Source organism: Bacillus sp. JJ634 (assembly GCF_036962285.1).
Classification (GTDB): domain Bacteria; phylum Bacillota; class Bacilli; order Bacillales; family DSM-1321; genus Peribacillus; species Peribacillus asahii_A.
This window is the reverse complement of the sequence record NZ_JBALMU010000039.1, coordinates 1-17,938: the sequence shown is the minus strand read 5'-3', so window position 1 is coordinate 17,938 and position 17,938 is coordinate 1. Positions and strand designations below refer to the sequence as shown.

Below are 17,938 nucleotides of genomic sequence, written 5' to 3'. Positions count from 1 at the left end.
TAGATGAGGGCAGTTGTCACCCACCTCTCTTCCTTGTTCACCCTGAATCTTGAGGTGGGGGTCTTACTGCCCGTTAAGAGTGGGATAAAAAACGAATAAAACCAGGTGCTGCTTTATGCAGCAACCTGGCTCTTATGCTTATGCTTTACTCTTCCACTGTTCTCCTAAAATCTTCTCATTACTTGCTCCTGGACTCAGCCCAACATATTTATAATTCGGCGTAAAGCTTGAGAATTTAATCGGGCAAGCTATCTGCCTTTCATTTCCTCCATGGACATTCGGAACATCGACAAGCATGCCGCGCGCTTTCATATGAGGATGCTCACAAGCTTCTGCAAAGGTTAAAACGGGCTCGACACATGCTTCAATTTCTGTAAAAATATCATTCCACTCGGCAAATGTTTTTGTTAGGAACGCTTCTCGAACGATTTCTTTAAACTCTCGAATTTGTTCCGGTTCCTGACTCATACTCATTTCAAATAGTTCAGGACGCCCAATGCCTTCGCACAATCGTTTCCGAAATACAGGCTCTAAACTACCTACGGAAAAATATCGACCATCTTTCGTTTCATAAAAATCATAGAATGTACCGCCATTTAACAGCATATCCTCTGGCTCCAAATCGATTCTATCATTTAAATACATCGGTGCAGATAATGCGTTTAATGTAAAGCTGCAGTCTGTCATACTAATATCAATATATTGACCTTCTCCCGTTTGCTCCCTATATAAAGCAGCCGCTAAAATGCCCGCTACTGCATGCATTGAACCGCCTGCGATATCAGCAATTTGGGTGCCATTCTTCGCTGGTCCTTCTTTTTTCGTGCCAGAATAGCTCGATAAACCAGCCATGGACACATAGTTAATATCATGACCTGGGCGATCTTTATAAGGACCTGTTTGTCCAAACCCTGTAATTGAGCAGTAAATTAGACGCGGATTGATTTGTTTCAAAGCTTCATATCCTAGTCCTAAACGCTCCATCACACCTGGGCGAAATTGCTCTAGTATAATATCATATTCTTCCACTAATTTTTTAACTGCTTCAATCGATTCTTGCTTTTTTAAATCTAACGTAATAGACTGCTTAGAACGATTTAAGTATGGATCCATTGCCCACGCTTCTACACCAGAAGGCCTTTCAACCCGAATTACATCAGCTCCCAAATCAGCTAACAGAAGCGTAGCAAATGGCCCCGGCAGCAATGTTGAAAAGTCTAATACTTTTAAATTGGATAATAGTGTCATTACCTTCTCCCTCTCCGAAACATATTCCATATTAAAAAACTAGCTTATATATATTTTCTATATTTATACAAATTATCCTTTTAAAACCACAATAATAACTGATAATCCCTTCTAAATCTAGGATATTTTGTAGAAATATAAGGAAATAAGAAACAGATTCCCTCATGGATACTAGTCTCTTTCCAAGAATGAGAAGATGAATGCCTTTTTTAATCATGTTAAATACGAATATAAAAAAGCAGCCGGCTAGTGACCTGCTGCTTTTTTATATTCCTTTATGCTAAATGAGATTGTGACACACAAGAGTCTTTCCACTTTTGCAATTGCTTCATTCCTCTTTGAGAACGTAGCTGCTCTTTGGCCAGCGCAATTCCCTCTTCAATCGTCGGTGTAGCACCAAAAAGATAATAGCGAATACCTGTATTAAAGAGAACTTGCTTGTAATAATAATTCAATTGTTCCGATGTCTCGCCACTTAATAAAGCGAGAATAATATCAGCTTGTTCTTTACGAGTCAGCTTTTCCTTCTTTTCTTCCTCAAATAGACCATACTCATCAGGCTTGACAATGAAGGAATCCAACTCATTATTCTTTAATGTATAAATAAAACTGTTGCGATGAACAGGCAAATCTTCAGAACCCTCTACCCCTTGAACAATATAAACATTTTCATAAGGTAGGCTAGCAAAAATCGGGGCAATCTTGACAATCGCTGTTCGATGAAATGCCCCCATCATCAACAATTTTGCATTGGATATATTCAAAAGCTTCTCCACTGTATTCATTAAAGTACGAACACCCAACTCTTCACGAATGGAGCGCAATTGTGCTAAAGACGGACAAAATCGATCTGCCCAAGCAAATCCAATGTTAGCAGAATCGATGGTTTCAGAAAGAGATTGGACATCTCGATTCGTGTTTACCCCTAGTTCTTCTACAATTTCCTTAATAGACGTTCCATACCTTGGCGGTAATGATTCACTACTATGCAAAAAAGCTGGAAGACCGCTTTCAGCTAATAAAATAGAGACTGGTACTGTCGCTGCAAATAAATTTCTGCCTGTATACGCTCCAGCAAAATCGACTATACGATCACGGATAGACTCTTTTATAGTTAGCTTGTCCGTATTCTCTTGAAAAGTCTGAACAAATGCCAGTAACTCTTCTGGAGACTCCATCTTAATGCGCTCTGCAATAAAATAAGCTGCAATTTGAGCATCTGTTGCTTTTCCTTCTACGATGAAACGCGCAAGCTCTCTCGTTTGTTCATAGGAAAGATCTTTTGCACCACGCTTGCCTCTGGCTACTTCTTTGATCCATTGTTGCAATGTATTTCACCCTCTTAACTTAAACATATTCATCACTCTGTATATAATCAAGCATACTGGGCTAAAACCATTCCTTCCTCTTGTAACGCTTCATTCACCCGGTCTGCCAAAATTTCTCTAAGGTATGGATGGAATCCCAAGTAATCACATAGAGTAATATCCTTATCTGATTGTACCATATCAATTGTTTTTTCTATACCTTTAATTAGCAGACCTGTAAATAGTAAATATGGAATGACTATAACGGAATCTACATCTCTTGCAAGGGTTTCTTCTAACAAGTCTTCAAAACGAGGCTTTGCTGCGGCTAAAAAACATGGAGCCACATAAGAGAAGTTAGTTTTATTGTGGAAAAGGTGAATAATTTCTTCAAAATTTCGAATTGTATCTGCATCACTACTTCCGCGTCCCACCAATAGAATTGCTGTATTCTCGTCTATAACGGTTGTCTTTTCTTGAATTCTTTCTAATAAAATGTCCACAATTCTTTCATGAACGCCAAAAGGCTTGCCAAAAGAAATTTTCACATGGGGATGACGAGCTTGTAGAACTTCTAGTTCTTCTGGTATATCCTTTTTAACATGTCCCGCCGCTAATAACAGAACAGGAATAACAGCTATTTCTGTTGCTCCTTGTTCAATACACCGGGTAAAGCCTTCTTCTATTGTCGGATGAGCCAATTCTAGAAAACTAATTTCTTGAATCGGCACTGACACTAATTGTTGCGTTTTTTGAACAAATTCAATGGCTTGCTGACATCCTTCCTGTACTCGACTGCCATGGCATACATATAAGACCGCCTTCATACGCTTTCCCCTTCTAAAAACCATTTAGATTCCACTAAATTAGCTTCCTTAAACCAAGCAATTTTCTCTCTTACTTTCACTACTTCTCCAATAATAATCATACTCGGATTTTCAATCTTTTTCTCTTTCACAACTTCTACAATCGTACTAAGTGTACCCGTTACCGTACGCTGTTCCGCCTTTGTTCCCCAATGAACTAACGCGATTGGCGTATCAGCGCTCTTTCCATTATTAAGCAATGATTGACAAATATATGATAGATTGCCGACTCCCATATAAACCACGAGAGTATCTACCCCTTTCGCCAACCCTTCCCAATTGATATTGGTAGGCTTTCCTTTTACACCATGACCCGTTATAACCGCAAATGAATTTCCATACTCGCGGTGTGTAACGGGAATTCCCGCATAAGCTGGTGCTGCAATTCCTGATGTAATACCTGGAACAATTTCAAAAGGAATACCATTCTCCACTAACGCCTCGGCCTCTTCAGCCCCTCGACCAAATACAAAAGGGTCACCACCTTTTAAACGGGTGATAACTTTATCTTGTTTTCCGCATTGAACTAATAGAGCATTAATCGCTTCTTGTTTCATCGTATGATTATTCGGAAGTTTACCACAATAAATAAGTGTGGCATCCGGTTTCGCTTCCTCTAATAAACATTTATTAACTAGACGATCATATAAAATAATATCCGCTTCTCGAATACACTTTAATGCTTTAATCGTAATTAAGTCAGGATCTCCAGGACCCGCTCCAACTAAGTATACTTTTCCCATCTGCTGTCCCTCCTTAGCTTACCATTCTCTCTCGCTTGCCTTTATCGTTCTTCACCTGTTCTTTCCCTTTGTTCACTTCTCTGCTTCGGTATGTGACGTATAAAGCAAGTCCAGTAAATAATAAACCACCAACAAGGTTCCCAAGTAACACTGGGATTTGATTCCATATCCACCAATGAGACAGCGTAATATCCGCGCCTAACATCATTCCAGCGGGTATAACGAACATATTGACGACCGCATGTTCAAATCCTTGAGCAAAAAACAGTAAAATAGGCAGCCACATCGCAACGATTTTTCCAAGAGTTGCTTGTGATGTCATGGCCATAACAGCTCCTAACGCCACCATCCAGTTACAAAGGATTCCCTTTACAAAGACAATAAGCAATCCTGCAGTCCCTAATGCTGAATAGCCTAGCGTTTTTGCTTCAGCAACCTGAATAATCTTTTGGGCTACAGCATGGTCCGTCACATGCCCCAAATGAGTAGCGGCAATCACATATAACATCGCATAAAAAGAACCGCCAATAACATGGCCAACGATTACCCAGAACCAGTTGGTCAGCATTTCTTGCCACGTTGCCTTCTTTTCTAAAACAGCTAAAGGAATTAAAGCAAAATTCCCTGTAACCAATTCTAGTCCAAGCAAAATAATAATTACAAAACAAGCGGGGAAAAGCAGTGCACCTACAATCCCCATTTGTGTTTGTGTTTCTGCAGTAAAGGCTAGAGTGGTGCCAAAGCCGAGAAGTGCCCCGGCTAATGCCCCTCTTATTACAAGGTCTCGAACGGGAAGCTTTGACTTAGCAGCTCCTGCTTGAACCATATTTTTCACAACTTGTTCCGGCTGTACGTACGTCATCGTGGACTTCCCTCTTTCCTATATTCCTATATTCCTATCTGTCTATATTACTATTTATCTAGAACAATATAAACATCTTCATTTTCTATTTCAACCTTAAATGTGTTTACACATCCTCTATCCGGTTTTTGAACTTCCCCATCGCAAACATTGATTTTCCAATCATGCATTGGGCAAAAAACATGCTCTCCGCTTACCATTCCTTCCGCAAGCACGCCCCCTTTATGAGGACAACGATTTTCAATCGCTCGAATTTTACCATTTGCTAAATGAAAGAGCGCAATTTCGTGAGAACCGACACGTACCGTCTTCCCAAGATCTTTTGGTAATTCACTCACTGTTGCAACCTTGATTCGTTGAAGGGTTTTTTCCATAGTCATTTCCTCCTCGTTTTTCATTTGACTCCCGCAGGCACTTTCACACTTTGATATAAATCTTTTAAGATTCTATCGCTGTTAAGCGCTTCTTTCCATGGATCTTGTAATACAGATAATGCCTCATTTAACCGTTGGTTTAACTCGATTCGGTTTTGTTTATCTTCAATAACGGCTCTGATAGAATCAAGACCCATTCGCTCTACCCATACAGAAGTTCTTTCTAAATAGACAGCCGTCTCACGGTAGTATTGGAAATAGGCACCTGTTATTTCAATTACTTCATCACTTGTTTTTACTTTACATAATAGATCCGCTGCCCTTAAATGCGTACCGCCGTTTCCTCCCACATAAATTTCCCATGCACCATCTACACCAACAACACCAAGATCTTTAATTCCTGATTCTGCACAGTTACGCGGACAAGCGGAAACAGCCATTTTAAACTTATGCGGTGTGCCTACACGCTCGAATTTCTTTTCTAAAGCAATACCTAAGCCCATAGAATCTTGTGTACCAAAGCGACAGAAGCTTTCCCCAACGCAAGTTTTTACTGTTCGAAGTGTTTTTCCATAAGCATAACCAGATGGCATATCAAGATCTGCCCAAACCTTTGGAAGGTCCTCCTTCTTTACACCAAACATATCAATTCGCTGTCCACCGGTCACTTTTAATAATGGAACATTGTACTTATCCGCAACATCTGCGATTTTCCGTAATTGATCTGAATTTGTAACGCCTCCATACATTCTTGGTACAACAGAGAATGTACCATCCTTTTGAATATTGGCATGAAGACGCTCATTTACATAGCGAGATTCTCTTTCATCCTTATATTCTAGTGGATTAACCATACCTAAATAATAATTCAAAGCTGGTCTACATTTAGAACACCCTTCACTCGTCGTCCATCCTAGAACACTCATCACTTCACGAGTATGAGTCAAATTCTTTTCGCGAATTTCAGCTATAACGTCATCTCTAGATAATGTTGTACAGCTGCAAATTGGTTCCTTTTGATTTGATTTACTAAATGCATCCCCTAACGTACATTCCAAAAGATCCGCAACTAACGATTTACAGCCCCCGCATGACCTCGAAGCACTCGTACAGCCTTTGACCTCTTCAACACTCGTTAACCCTTGAGACTCGATCGCTTGAACAATATCTCCTTTTGTAACACCATTACATCCACAGATGATTTCCTCATTAGGCATTGTAGCAACAAGACTAGCACCTGCTTCTTCCCCTTTTTCCGCTTCCAAATATTCTGTAACGTCTGCACGTTTATTAATGAAACTTAGTAATTTATTGCCTTCCTTTGTATCGCCGAACAAGACGGCCCCTATTATTTTCCCATCTTGAATAAGGACGTTTTTATATGTTCCCTCCCAATCATTAAAAGATTTAATTGTTTTCGTCTGTTCATTTTCAAAAATTTCCCCCGCCGAAAAGACATCCACACCTGAAACCTTTAATTGTGTAGAAAGCACTGTTCCTTCATATGGATCTCCTTCTATTCCACAAATTCTTTTCGCTAATACCTTCCCTTGTTCATAAAGCGGAGCAACTAATCCATACACTACACCACGATGTTCCGCACATTCGCCCACTGCGTAAACATTCGGGATGTTTGTTTCCATGTAATCATTGACGATGATTCCTCGATTAACTGGAATCTCACTATCTATAGCAAGTTGAATATGCGGCTTAATTCCAACCGCCATTACTACTAAGTCAGCTTTAATTTCTTCCCCATCACTAAAACGAAGCCCCTCAACATGTGTGTTACCAATGACTTCTTGCGTATTTTTTCCAAGTAAAAAGTTCATGCCTTGACCTTCTAATTCCTTTTGCAATAATTTACTAGCTGCTGGATCCAACTGTCGATCCATTAAATAATCAGAAAGATGAACTACGTCAACCTCCATCCCTAGATCCAACAGACCTCTCGCCGCTTCAAGACCTAACAATCCCCCACCAATTACAGCTGCTTTTTTATATTTATTAGAATATTCCATCATCTTTTCGCAATCTTGAATATCCCGAAAACCAGTTACGCCTTCTTTATCCACTCCCGGAATTGGGAGAATAAAAGGAAGCGACCCTGTAGCCAAAATTAATTGATCATAGCGAACTTCGCGATTTTTATCGGAATAAACGACTTGCTTCGCAGTATCAATATGTGTCACTGTTTCACCCGTATATAATTGAATACCGTTCTCCTCATACCAATTCCAATCATTTAAAGTAATATCATCAATCGTCGTATCACCTTGTAATACTTTTGATAATAGGATTCTATTATAATTCGGATGAGGCTCACTTCCGAAAATGGTTATTTCAAAATGGTTTGGTTGAATTTTCAACATTTCTTCGATACAGCGAACTCCGGCCATACCATTCCCGATTAATACGATTTTTTGCTTTGACATGTAAGTTCCCCCAATCAATTTAGGAAATGAATATAGTCCAAATTATAAATAGGCCAACAAAAACATTCCATAACATTGTAAGTAAATCTAACATCATTTTTTCGTAATACTACCTTTACAGAATACTGTTCATATTAAACAAGATTGTTCCCTAGGGAAACTTCTAAAATATAAAGTCCATTCTAAATAGATTTAGGTATTTTTTATGAACAATGTACTATATTTCTCATTATGTTATATTTGTTGACACATTTCCGTCATAAATAGTGTATAATTTATTTAAATCTGAAAAGTTGAATAAGTTTGAAGAATTAAATAAATTATTCTTTTCGAGGTGAATGAAGATGGATAAAGATATATCCTATAAAGATAAAAAAGTTATTTCTATCGGAGTTATGCGTGAATTAACAGGTTTATCAGAAAGGCAAATTCGGTATTACGAGGAAAGAAAACTTATTTTCCCTGAAAGATCAAACGGCGGGAACCGTAAGTATTCTTTTTCAGATGTGGAGCTATTAATGGAAATAGCCAATAAAATCGAAGACGGTGTCCAAACATTTGAAATCCGACAAGAAATAGTAAAAGAAAAGAAAAAGGAAGAACAAAAAGATGTTCGCAAGAAAATGTTGCAAGGTCAATTAAACGCACAATTTGGTATTAGAAACTATAAATGAAGGTTCTATCCATATGAAACAAACAATCTCCTTATATATCGACACCAGGATTACCACTATCCATTTTAATTTATTGGAAAATCGAAATTATTCATCCGTTTACTCTAGAGTTTCAGCATGTTTCTCCTTGTAACCTAAATAATGAACCTAGTACCTTTACTGGCCTATTTTCATACAAGGCTCTGATAAATAATAAACATCGCATAAATCGACAATATCCATAAATATAGCCAGTATAAAACGAGCAAAATGTGTACCTTCAAAAAAGATGTTAGATTTCCTTACGTGAGTATAGCAGACCCTTATACCAAACTATATACTTGCATTAATCATTATTTGAAAAGGAGAGACTAACACATGAAATTATCCAGTTTAACAAAAAATGGTCACGCACCTTCCTTGCTCGCTTCATTTTTGTATTTCGACATTAGTTTTATGATTTGGGTGTTACTCGGTGCACTCGGTGTGTATATCACCGAAGATTTTAATTTATCTCCCGCTGAAAAGGGAATGATTGTAGCAATTCCTATTCTTGCTGGTTCTTTCTTTCGATTAATACTCGGTGTCTTAACAGATCGAATCGGTCCACGCCAAACAGCAATCGGCGGAATGCTTGTGACTATGGTCCCTCTATCATGGGGATGGTTATTCGGAAACTCGATGTCAGAACTTTACCTTATCGGAATATTACTCGGTGTTGCTGGAGCAAGCTTCTCGGTAGCACTTCCAATGGCAAGCCGCTGGTACCCTCCTCACTTACAAGGATTAGCAATGGGGATTGCTGGGGCAGGGAATAGTGGAACAGTTCTTGCCACATTATTTGGCCCACGCCTAGCAGAACACCTTGGTTGGAACGGAGTAATGGGAATTGCCTTAATTCCACTCACACTCGTTTTAATCACCTATATATTCATTGCGAAGAACCCGCCTACACAACCTGAACCACAACCACTTAAAAATTATTTAACTGTTTTCAAATTAAAAGACACTTGGTATTTCTGTCTTCTCTACAGTGTAACATTTGGTGGATTCGTTGGATTAACTAGCTTTTTAAGCATCTTTTTTGTCGATCAATACGATTTATCAAAAATTCGAGCAGGAGATTTTGTTACATTATGCGTAATCGCCGGTAGCTTTGTCCGTCCGATTGGTGGTTTTATTTCTGATAAAATTGGCGGGGCGAAGCTATTGAACTTCTTATTTATCATTCTTGCTTTATGTATGTTTGGAATCAGCACACTTCCATCTCTTACGATTGTTACAATGTTATTATTTTTAGGCATGATGTGTCTCGGAATGGGAAATGGAGCAGTTTTCCAAATAGTGCCTCAGCGCTTTCAAAAAGAGATTGGCGTTATTACCGGTATTGTCGGGGCAGCAGGAGGCGTAGGCGGATTCTTCATTCCAAATCTACTCGGCTCACTAAAGCAAATCACTGGCACATATGCAACTGGATTCGCTGTTTATGCTTGCATCGGAATCGCAGCTCTTATTCTGTTAACAGTTGCACAAATTTCATGGAAAAAAGCGTTAGCTCTAAAAGAAAAAACGGCTTAATTATCAAGAAAGGTAAAACAAATAAGGTAACTTATGAGGGGTTTGAGTCTTCATAAGTTACCTTATTTCATTCTATTAATTTTTAACTTATCCAACTAGAAAACAAACAAGTAAGTCAGGATTTTCTCTTATTCGTTCATCCCCTAATATAAGACAGCTCTATTCTTTGCAATTTATAGCGGTTTGCTCGGTTCCTTTGTCAGAATAGCGATCTAAATTCCATACGTTACAAATAGCATCTAATAACTCCTCATCTATCGCTTCACTTCAAATTAAACTTTTTAGATCAAATCCATCGGAAGTAAATAAACAAGTATAAAACTGTCCATTTGAAGATAAACAGGCGCGTGTACAGGAAGAACAAAATGGCTTAGAGGCAGAGGTAATAAAACCGACCTCAACTTTTGCTGTCTTTATATTAATAACGCTTCACCACTTCTCCAACCCCCCCCACTCTATAGGCTCTAACTCATATTCTATACTCAGTTGTTCATCCATTTCTTTTTTAGCATCTTTATAACTTACCAGCGTAATCCCACGCTCTTTAAAAATAGTTTTTCTATTATATATCTAGACTATTATGACACCCTCATCTCCTACTCACAGGCGGAATAAACTCCACAAGCCCCATTCATTAATACAATTCCATAAAAAAAGAAGACTTCGGCTATCAGCCTCCATCTTCTTTCCTCATGGTCCTTTTTCATTTTAGCTTCTATCTTACACAACTGGAGCTATCTTTACTGCACTCACTTTAAAGCCTGGCATCCTGCATGTAGGATCTAATTTCTCCGAAACAAGACAATTCACATTTTGCGAATCAGCCCAATGAAATGGTACAAAAACGGTATCAGGCCGAATTGTGTCTGACCATTTACTTCTAACAATAATGCTTCCTTGCTTAGATTGAATCTTTACTAAAGATTGATCTTGAATATCATACTTCCTTGCGGTATTTGGATGAATTTCCATATAAGATTCGAAATTCCTAGCTGAAAGCGAAGAGCTTTTTCTCGTTTGTACACCTGTTAAATAATGAGACATCACCCGTCCTGTTGTTAAGTACAATGGAAATTCCTCAGTTAACTGTTCTTTTGGAACTTGAGGGCTATTTGGTACAGACACCATAGATGCTAAACCGTCAGGATGGGCAAATGATTGTTCAAATAACCGCTCTGTTCCTTTATGATCAAGTGTTGGACATGGCCATAAAAGGCCGCCCTCCTTCCTCAAACGCTCATACGTTATTCCATAATAATCTGCTATTCCTCCCCGACTCGCTGCTCTTAATTCATTAAAAACTTCCTCAGCAGATGAAAACGAAAAATAATCCCCTTTTCCAAGCACACGGGCCATCTCACAAATAATTTGCCAGTCATGCTTTACTTCTCCCGGAGTCGGCCAGCTTGCTTCTCGCAATGTAACTCGCCCCTCTACATTTGTCATCGTCCCCTCATCTTCTAAATAAGACGAAGTAGGTAAAATTAAATCTGCCAATCTAGCAGTTTCTGAAATAAACATATCTGCTACCACAAGAAACTTTAACTTATTTAATGCTTTTTTCACGAAGTTAGCATTAGGATTGGAAACAATCGGATTTGAACACATTAAAAACATTCCTGTAATCTCACCATCATGAACTTTCTCCATCATTTCATAAGCGGATACACCTTTTCTAGGTATCTCATCTTGATGAATTCCCCATACACTTGCAATATAGGCTCGATGTTCCTCGTTCTCAATCGAACGATATCCTGGAAGTTGGTCTGCTTTTTGACCATGTTCTCTCGCTCCCTGACCGTTGCTCTGTCCAGTAATCGCTCCATAGCCGCAGCCCCATTTTCCAAGTTTACCTGTAGCAATTAGAATATTTAAGAAATTACGAACAGCAATAGATCCATCCGTTTGTTGTTCAACCCCTCTTGCTGTAAAAATCATGCCCGTTTCTTTTTTTCCAAACATCGTAGCGGCCTTACGGATGTCGGCTGCAGGAACTCCCGTCAGTTCTGAAATCTCCTCCAAGGTAAAAGAAGAAACATGCTCCTTTACTTCCGTAAAACCTTTGGCTCTTTCTTGAACGAATGTTTCATCCACATAATTTTCATCAATAATCACTTTTAATAAGCCATTGGCTAAAGCAGCATCCTTTCCTGGTTTAACCTTCAAGTGTAAGTCTGCTATTTTCGTTGTCGCCGTTTCTCGCGGATCAATCGCAATAATAAACGCGCCATTTTCTTTCGCTTTTTCAAAGTAAGGCATGATAGTCGGTTGACATTCAGCAATATTTGTCCCCGCTAAAATGATACACTGTACAGATGGAATTTCCGATAAACTGTTCGTTAATCCTCTGTCCATCCCAAAGGTTTGACTAGCGGCAGAAGCTGCGGCCGACATACATAAGCGCCCATTATAATCAATGTATTTGGTTTTTAATGCTACACGTGCAAACTTCCCTAATAAGTAAGCTTCCTCATTTGTAATCGACGCGCTTCCATATACACTTAGTGCATTCATTCCATCTTCAGACTGAATTTTCGTGAAATTTTCTTTAATATGATTTAACGCTTCCTCCCAAGAAATGCGAATAAATTCTCCATTTACTTTTAATAAAGGATATTTAATTCGCTCATGATGCAAAGCGTGCTGATGAGCATTCATTCCTTTTATGCATAAGCGTCCTTGAGAAGTCGGATTGTCTTTTCCAATAGTCATATACTTTTTTCTTGTGACAATCGTTTGTTCGATAAATTGCATTTTACATTGCATACTACAGTATGGACATTGAGTATCATATAGCTTTTCCGACTGTACCTGTTTTTGTTGATTGCGAAAGTATTTTAATAACATTTCAGTCATAGCGTCTGCTCCTTTTTTTACTTAGGTTAATCACTTTTTACTGACATGATTGCTCTTTCTAATGTAAAATCCATCGCTCCTCAATGACTTCTCACTAAATTGGGTTTACGTTGAGAAATATCAAATTCTAATCGCTGACAGAGTTGATTGCGAAACTCTCTTGCAAACAACACTTCACGTATGTGTATTAAACCAATTCGATCAACCCACTGTCCTATATATTCTAAATAATTAGCCGTTTCACGATAATATTGAACAAAGGCACTAATCATCTCTTGTGCTTCCTCGCTTGTCTCGGCAACATATAATAATTCGCCAACACGCCCATTACGCCCGCTATTTCCACCAACATACATTTCCCATCCTCTATGAATAGGAATAAATCCTATATCTTTTGTTAACGCTTCTTCACCGTTATGTAGGCAAGAAGCGATACTCAACCTCACCTGATTAGGCGTTTTTAGAAATTCTAATCTCTTGTCTACATCAATAGCCAATTGAAAAGCTGGATGTTGATTACATTGACACGTACCCTCGCCTAACTCTACTTTTACATTTTGGACTGCATGTTGATCAATAGAACGTAACGACATATTCAATTCTGCACAGACATACGGTAGCTGCTCCTTCGTTATTCCGGTTAAATGAATTCTTTGTTCACTTGTTACAGCAACGTTTGGTATTTGATACTTCTCTACGATGTCTGCAATTTTTCTTAATTCCTCTGCGGTTGTCATCCCCCCATACATTTGCGGAGTAACAGAGTACGTACCGTCTTGTCGCAAAGTAGCATTCATATGATCTGCTATAAACAGAGCTTCTTGTTTACGCTCATATTCCGGATAAATCATGCCTAAATAATAATGTAATGCGGCACGGCATATAGCACAGCCTGTTGAATGTTCCCAATTCAATCCATCGATTACCTCTTGTATCGATGTAAAATTTCTCTGCTGTATTTCCTGCACCACTTCATCTTCTGTTAACGATGTACAATCACACATAGTCTTTTGTTCAATCACTTCATCAAAGGAATCACTTTGAATATACGCCAACAATTCTGCTACTAACGGTTTACAGCCTCCACAAGAACCCGAAGCTTTTGTACATGCTTTCACTTGTTCAACCGTTGTTAATCCTTCCTTTTGAACCGCTTCAATAATCGCTCCTTTTGACACACCATTACATTGACAAATCATATCGCCATGAGCCATGGAAGCAACTTGACTTTCACTTCCTTCAGATGATTGAAACAGAGCGACTTTTTCCATCCCAGATACATCTCTTTGTTCAAGAATCATATCTAGCAACCTTGGTCCATCACTTGTATCGCCAAACAAGACGGCCCCAATCATTTTATTATCTTGAAGGACAATCTTCTTATATACTCCATCTAGCTCATCAAAAACCGTAATAGATTTCGTCGTTTCACCATCAGTAAATTGACCAACTGAAAATACATCCACACCGGATATTTTTAGCTGTGTAGAGAGTACAGAGCCTTGATATCCTTCACATTGTATACCGCAAATCTGCTTTGCTAGTACTTTACCCTGCTCATAAAGAGGTTTTACAAGACCGTAGACCATCCCTCGATGTTCCACACACTCACCGACAGCGTAAATATCAGGTATATTCGTCTCTAAATAATCATTGACGACGATTGCACGGTTTGTTTCGATTCCACTTTCCTTCGCTAACTGAATATTAGGACGAACACCCACAGCCATCACGACTAAGTTAGCTTCTACTTCCGTTCCATCTTTAAAACGTAAACCTTCTACACGGTCGTTACCAAAAATCTCTTGAGTCTCTTTTTCTAACAGAAAATTCATCCCTTGAGCTTCCAATTCCTTCTTCAGCATATTGGCCGCTGTTGAATCAAGCTGTCTCTCCATTAGATGACTCGCAATATGAACAACATTCACTTCCATCCCAAGGTTCAATAACCCTCTCGCCGCTTCTAACCCTAATAGCCCTCCGCCAATTACAACGGCTTTCTTATAGTGCTTCGATCCTTCCATCATTTTTTGGCAATCTTCAATTGTACGAAATGTCATAACTCCTTCTTTATCTGCGCCTGGGATAGGGATAAGAAATGGAACAGAACCAGTTCCGATAATAAGCTTGTCATAATCTACTTCTCTTTCTTTATCTGTTTTTATCATTTTTTTCTCTATATCAATCTGTACCACTGTTTCTCCAGTAAACAGCTGGATATGATGCTCTTCATACCAATCGCGGTCGTTTATTGCAATATCTTTAAATGACGTACTGCCCTGTAATACAGTCGACAATAAAATTCGATTATAATTAACATGCGGTTCGCTTCCAAAAACCGTAATATCATAAGTATCAGGGGCATTTTTTATAATTTCTTCAACACAGCGTACGCCCGCCATTCCGTTCCCAATCAACACCAGCTTCTGTTTATGCATTCTAAAACCTCCAGTAAAAAAAGATGATACCAACCAACAGATATTTTTCTTAGCCTACCACAAAATACAATTTTAAAAATTAAATATGTCATGTTTTCTCACACGAAATATACGATAGCTAGCCCTATCATTTTGGCCAAAATAAAATAGCCTGAGTTCTCGATTTAGAACTCAGGCTTAAATGTCACAGTGACTTTTTTAGTTGTGGATAACTTGTGGATATTCTCGTGGACAAATCTATTTTTATTTGAATTTAATCGTCATCTTCATCATCTTCGTTTTCATTTTCATCTTCGTCGTCGTCATCGGCTTCGTCGTTACCGTCATGGTCATTGTCGTTATCGTTATTACTATTGTTATTGTTGTTATTGTTGTTATTGTTGTTTTCGTCATCATCGGCTTCGTCGTCATCATCTTGCTTAGAATTAACAGAGATAGAGGATACAACTCCTGTATGTCCCTGCACATAGACATTAGCATCTGCCGTTTGACCATCAATGGTTACTTTGTAGTGTGCACCTGTTGAAGTTTCTACTGTAGATATCTTCGTAACTTCACCTTTAAATTGTTTCAATGCGATATCTTTTGCTTCTTGTTTTGAAATAACAGGTGTTTCCACTTGACCCTTCACTTCATGATTAGCTACTATCTTTTTTTCATTTAAATCATACTCAATCTGATAGTATTTTTGATCTTTCTCTACAATAGCTTCTACAAAAGGTCGACCTTCTTTATCCATTTGTTTAATCTCCTGTACGCGGCCGTTTAGTTCATTTTCTATATTCTTTTTCGCCTCATCAACAGTTAATGCTATTTCTTTCTTCTCAACAAGTCGGACATTGCTAACTTTCTCCGTTTGCCCATTTACACACAAATTATAGATTCCTTGATCGTTTTCAAGCGAAATTTGATAATTGTCCTTTTCAGCATCTACTGTTGTATTTAACACCTTTCCACCGTATAGTTTCGTTGCAATTTGTTCAGCATCTTGTTGAGAAATCATCTTAGGAGAATCTTTTATAAAAACTTGAAATAAAGTAAATGACAACCCTAAAACAATAAACACAATTAGTACAATCTTCACTTTCATTATCCACACCTCCTATTTGGGCAAGATAATCGTAAAGGTCGACCCTTTTCCTTCGACACTTTCTAAGGTGATATGCCCACCATGCTGTTCAACAATACGTATCGCAATCGATAACCCTAAACCAGACCCTCCCGTTTTACGACTTCTCGCTTTATCTACACGGTATAATCGATCGAAAACATGCGCTTGAGCTTCTAACGGAATTCCCACGCCCTTATCCGTCACACTAATGTTTACACTGTCTTTCCTGTCTTTCAATTCCACAGTAATATGATTATCGCTATATTTCTTCGCATTATCTAATAAAATAACGAGTAATTGAATAAAGCTTTGTTCATGTATTTTCATTTGAATGCTCGATTGTTCATTCCTTATATAAATGTCATGCGCAAAAGCTTGCTGCAATCGTTGAATCGTTGTTTCGACGATTGGTACGATGTTCATTACTTCTTTTTCATTTTCAATAACTTCTTCGGATTTCGCTAATTGTAATAATTGCTCAGTTAAATACTTCATTCGATTCGCTTCCGATCCAATCGACTCAATCGCTTCTTCCAATACATCAGGACGCTCTTTCCCCCAGCGTTTCAATAATTTTACGTAGCTATCAATAACCGTTAAAGGGGTCTTAAGCTCGTGTGAAGCATCTGATACAAATTGTTCTTGCTTTGTATAGCTTTCTTCTAACTTACTAATCATTCGATTGAATGTCATAGCCATTTCCGTTAATTCATCTTTTGTACGGTTCGTAATTGTAATTTGTTCAAACGAGCCTTCTTCTTCAATGGTTTTCATCGTTTGCGTAAGACGTTGAATCGGTAACGAAATCACCCGGCCTAAAAACCCACTTGTTACAAATAATATAATAATGACAATAATCGTTGCGAATACTAATACCCATTTCAACTCATGAATCGTATCAAACAGAAAATCAACATTTTCAACTATTTGTAAATTAATAACTTCTCCATTTTCATCGATTGTAGGAATGGAGACACTTACAAACATAGATTCTTCATAGGAAAAAACATCTTCAATTTGATCATCATTATACATACTCTTTATATCCAAATAATCATCATCCGTTGTCACTTGTCTAATCGGATGACCCTTTCTATCGACGGTACGGATAATACCATCGCTTATTAAATATGCCTCTAATACTTGTTGCATAGAGGCATCTTTATTTGTATTTAACTCTTCTATAATATTATGGGAGGTATTTACTAAACGATTGTGCTCCGACGTAATTGCCCTATTTTGAAAAATCAAATAAATCGACGTATTCGCTATAATAAGTAAAACAATTAATACAACAGTTGTTGATAACTGTATACGAGTTCGTAATTTCATACACTAATCCTTAATCATATAACCGACACCTCGAACAGTATGAATCAACTGTTCTTCCTTCGAGTCCGTTAATTTTTTTCTTAAATAACGAATATATACATCTACTACATTTGTATCTCCATAGTAGTCAAATCC

Annotated in this window: 15 protein-coding genes; 2 read left to right on the top strand and 13 right to left on the bottom strand. The window is 38.2% G+C overall.

What is annotated here, in order from left to right; all coding sequences use genetic code 11:
* Positions 1-138: 138 nt before the first annotated feature.
* The 7 genes from V7068_RS07415 to nirB (V7068_RS07385) all read right to left on the bottom strand — a co-directional run bounded on the left by V7068_RS07415 (position 139) and on the right by nirB (V7068_RS07385) (position 7,835).
* Positions 139-1,248, bottom strand: a complete 1,110-nt coding sequence (locus V7068_RS07415; protein ID WP_499711908.1) for a CaiB/BaiF CoA transferase family protein — start codon at positions 1,246-1,248, stop codon at positions 139-141.
* Positions 1,249-1,523: 275 nt separating this feature from the next.
* Entirely contained in the window at positions 1,524-2,576 is a 1,053-nt protein-coding gene (locus tag V7068_RS07410; protein WP_499711906.1) for an anthranilate phosphoribosyltransferase, read from the bottom strand.
* Positions 2,577-2,623: 47 nt separating this feature from the next.
* Positions 2,624-3,382, bottom strand: coding sequence for a sirohydrochlorin chelatase (locus tag V7068_RS07405; RefSeq protein WP_499711904.1), 759 nt, complete (start codon positions 3,380-3,382; stop codon positions 2,624-2,626).
* Positions 3,379-4,164 (bottom strand): uroporphyrinogen-III C-methyltransferase, encoded by a 786-nt coding sequence (gene cobA, locus V7068_RS07400; protein ID WP_127758912.1) that lies wholly within the window; start codon positions 4,162-4,164, stop codon positions 3,379-3,381. The genes V7068_RS07405 and cobA overlap by 4 nt, the downstream gene beginning before the upstream one ends.
* Before the next feature lie 13 nt (positions 4,165-4,177).
* A complete protein-coding gene (locus V7068_RS07395) occupies positions 4,178-5,026 on the bottom strand; it encodes a formate/nitrite transporter family protein (RefSeq protein WP_499711902.1) in 849 nt (282 codons plus the stop codon).
* Between the two features lie 50 nt (positions 5,027-5,076).
* Positions 5,077-5,400, bottom strand: coding sequence for a nitrite reductase small subunit NirD (nirD, locus tag V7068_RS07390; protein ID WP_127758910.1), 324 nt, complete (start codon positions 5,398-5,400; stop codon positions 5,077-5,079).
* A 20-nt stretch (positions 5,401-5,420) separates the two neighbouring features.
* The gene (nirB, locus tag V7068_RS07385) at positions 5,421-7,835 is read right to left on the bottom strand and encodes a nitrite reductase large subunit NirB (RefSeq protein ID WP_499711900.1); all 2,415 of its coding nucleotides are present in this window, start codon (positions 7,833-7,835) and stop codon (positions 5,421-5,423) included.
* Between the two features lie 344 nt (positions 7,836-8,179).
* On the opposite strand from nirB (V7068_RS07385), the gene V7068_RS07380 reads away from it, so the two are divergent.
* Positions 8,180-8,509 carry a MerR family transcriptional regulator gene (locus V7068_RS07380; protein ID WP_499711898.1) on the top strand — a complete coding sequence of 110 codons (330 nt, stop codon included), beginning with the start codon at positions 8,180-8,182 and terminating at the stop codon, positions 8,507-8,509.
* Between the two features lie 357 nt (positions 8,510-8,866).
* Positions 8,867-10,066 (top strand): nitrate/nitrite transporter, encoded by a 1,200-nt coding sequence (locus V7068_RS07375; RefSeq protein ID WP_375350846.1) that lies wholly within the window; start codon positions 8,867-8,869, stop codon positions 10,064-10,066.
* Between the two features lie 267 nt (positions 10,067-10,333).
* Here V7068_RS07375 and V7068_RS07370 read toward each other — a convergent pair whose 3' ends face one another.
* The 6 genes from V7068_RS07370 to V7068_RS07345 all read right to left on the bottom strand — a co-directional run.
* Positions 10,334-10,483 (bottom strand): hypothetical protein, encoded by a 150-nt coding sequence (locus V7068_RS07370; RefSeq protein WP_499711945.1) that lies wholly within the window; start codon positions 10,481-10,483, stop codon positions 10,334-10,336.
* 303 nt (positions 10,484-10,786) lie between these two features.
* Positions 10,787-12,922 carry an assimilatory nitrate reductase catalytic subunit NasC gene (nasC, locus tag V7068_RS07365; protein ID WP_499711896.1) on the bottom strand — a complete coding sequence of 712 codons (2,136 nt, stop codon included), beginning with the start codon at positions 12,920-12,922 and terminating at the stop codon, positions 10,787-10,789.
* Between the two features lie 80 nt (positions 12,923-13,002).
* Complete coding sequence (gene nirB, locus V7068_RS07360; protein ID WP_499711894.1) at positions 13,003-15,360, bottom strand: nitrite reductase large subunit NirB; 2,358 nt, start codon at positions 15,358-15,360, stop codon at positions 13,003-13,005.
* Between the two features lie 253 nt (positions 15,361-15,613).
* Complete coding sequence (locus tag V7068_RS07355; protein WP_499711892.1) at positions 15,614-16,450, bottom strand: PepSY domain-containing protein; 837 nt, start codon at positions 16,448-16,450, stop codon at positions 15,614-15,616.
* Positions 16,451-16,462: 12 nt separating this feature from the next.
* Positions 16,463-17,803: a sensor histidine kinase gene (locus tag V7068_RS07350; protein WP_499711890.1), complete on the bottom strand. Its 1,341-nt coding sequence runs from the start codon at positions 17,801-17,803 to the stop codon at positions 16,463-16,465.
* A gap of 3 nt (positions 17,804-17,806) precedes the next feature.
* Positions 17,807-17,938: winged helix-turn-helix domain-containing protein (locus V7068_RS07345; RefSeq protein ID WP_499711943.1), on the bottom strand; the 132-nt coding region annotated here is incomplete at its 5' end.

Coding starts and splice junctions, on each gene's coding strand:
- V7068_RS07415 (WP_499711908.1), bottom strand. CDS start 1,248: ATGACACTATTATCCAATTTAAAAGTATTAGACTTTTCAACATTGCTG.
- V7068_RS07405 (WP_499711904.1), bottom strand. CDS start 3,382: ATGAAGGCGGTCTTATATGTATGCCATGGCAGTCGAGTACAGGAAGGA.
- cobA (WP_127758912.1), bottom strand. CDS start 4,164: ATGGGAAAAGTATACTTAGTTGGAGCGGGTCCTGGAGATCCTGACTTA.
- V7068_RS07395 (WP_499711902.1), bottom strand. CDS start 5,026: ATGACGTACGTACAGCCGGAACAAGTTGTGAAAAATATGGTTCAAGCA.
- nirD (WP_127758910.1), bottom strand. CDS start 5,400: ATGGAAAAAACCCTTCAACGAATCAAGGTTGCAACAGTGAGTGAATTA.
- nirB (WP_499711900.1), bottom strand. CDS start 7,835: ATGTCAAAGCAAAAAATCGTATTAATCGGGAATGGTATGGCCGGAGTT.
- V7068_RS07380 (WP_499711898.1), top strand. CDS start 8,180: ATGGATAAAGATATATCCTATAAAGATAAAAAAGTTATTTCTATCGGA.
- V7068_RS07375 (WP_375350846.1), top strand. CDS start 8,867: ATGAAATTATCCAGTTTAACAAAAAATGGTCACGCACCTTCCTTGCTC.
- nasC (WP_499711896.1), bottom strand. CDS start 12,922: ATGACTGAAATGTTATTAAAATACTTTCGCAATCAACAAAAACAGGTA.
- nirB (WP_499711894.1), bottom strand. CDS start 15,360: ATGCATAAACAGAAGCTGGTGTTGATTGGGAACGGAATGGCGGGCGTA.
- V7068_RS07355 (WP_499711892.1), bottom strand. CDS start 16,450: ATGAAAGTGAAGATTGTACTAATTGTGTTTATTGTTTTAGGGTTGTCA.
- V7068_RS07350 (WP_499711890.1), bottom strand. CDS start 17,803: ATGAAATTACGAACTCGTATACAGTTATCAACAACTGTTGTATTAATT.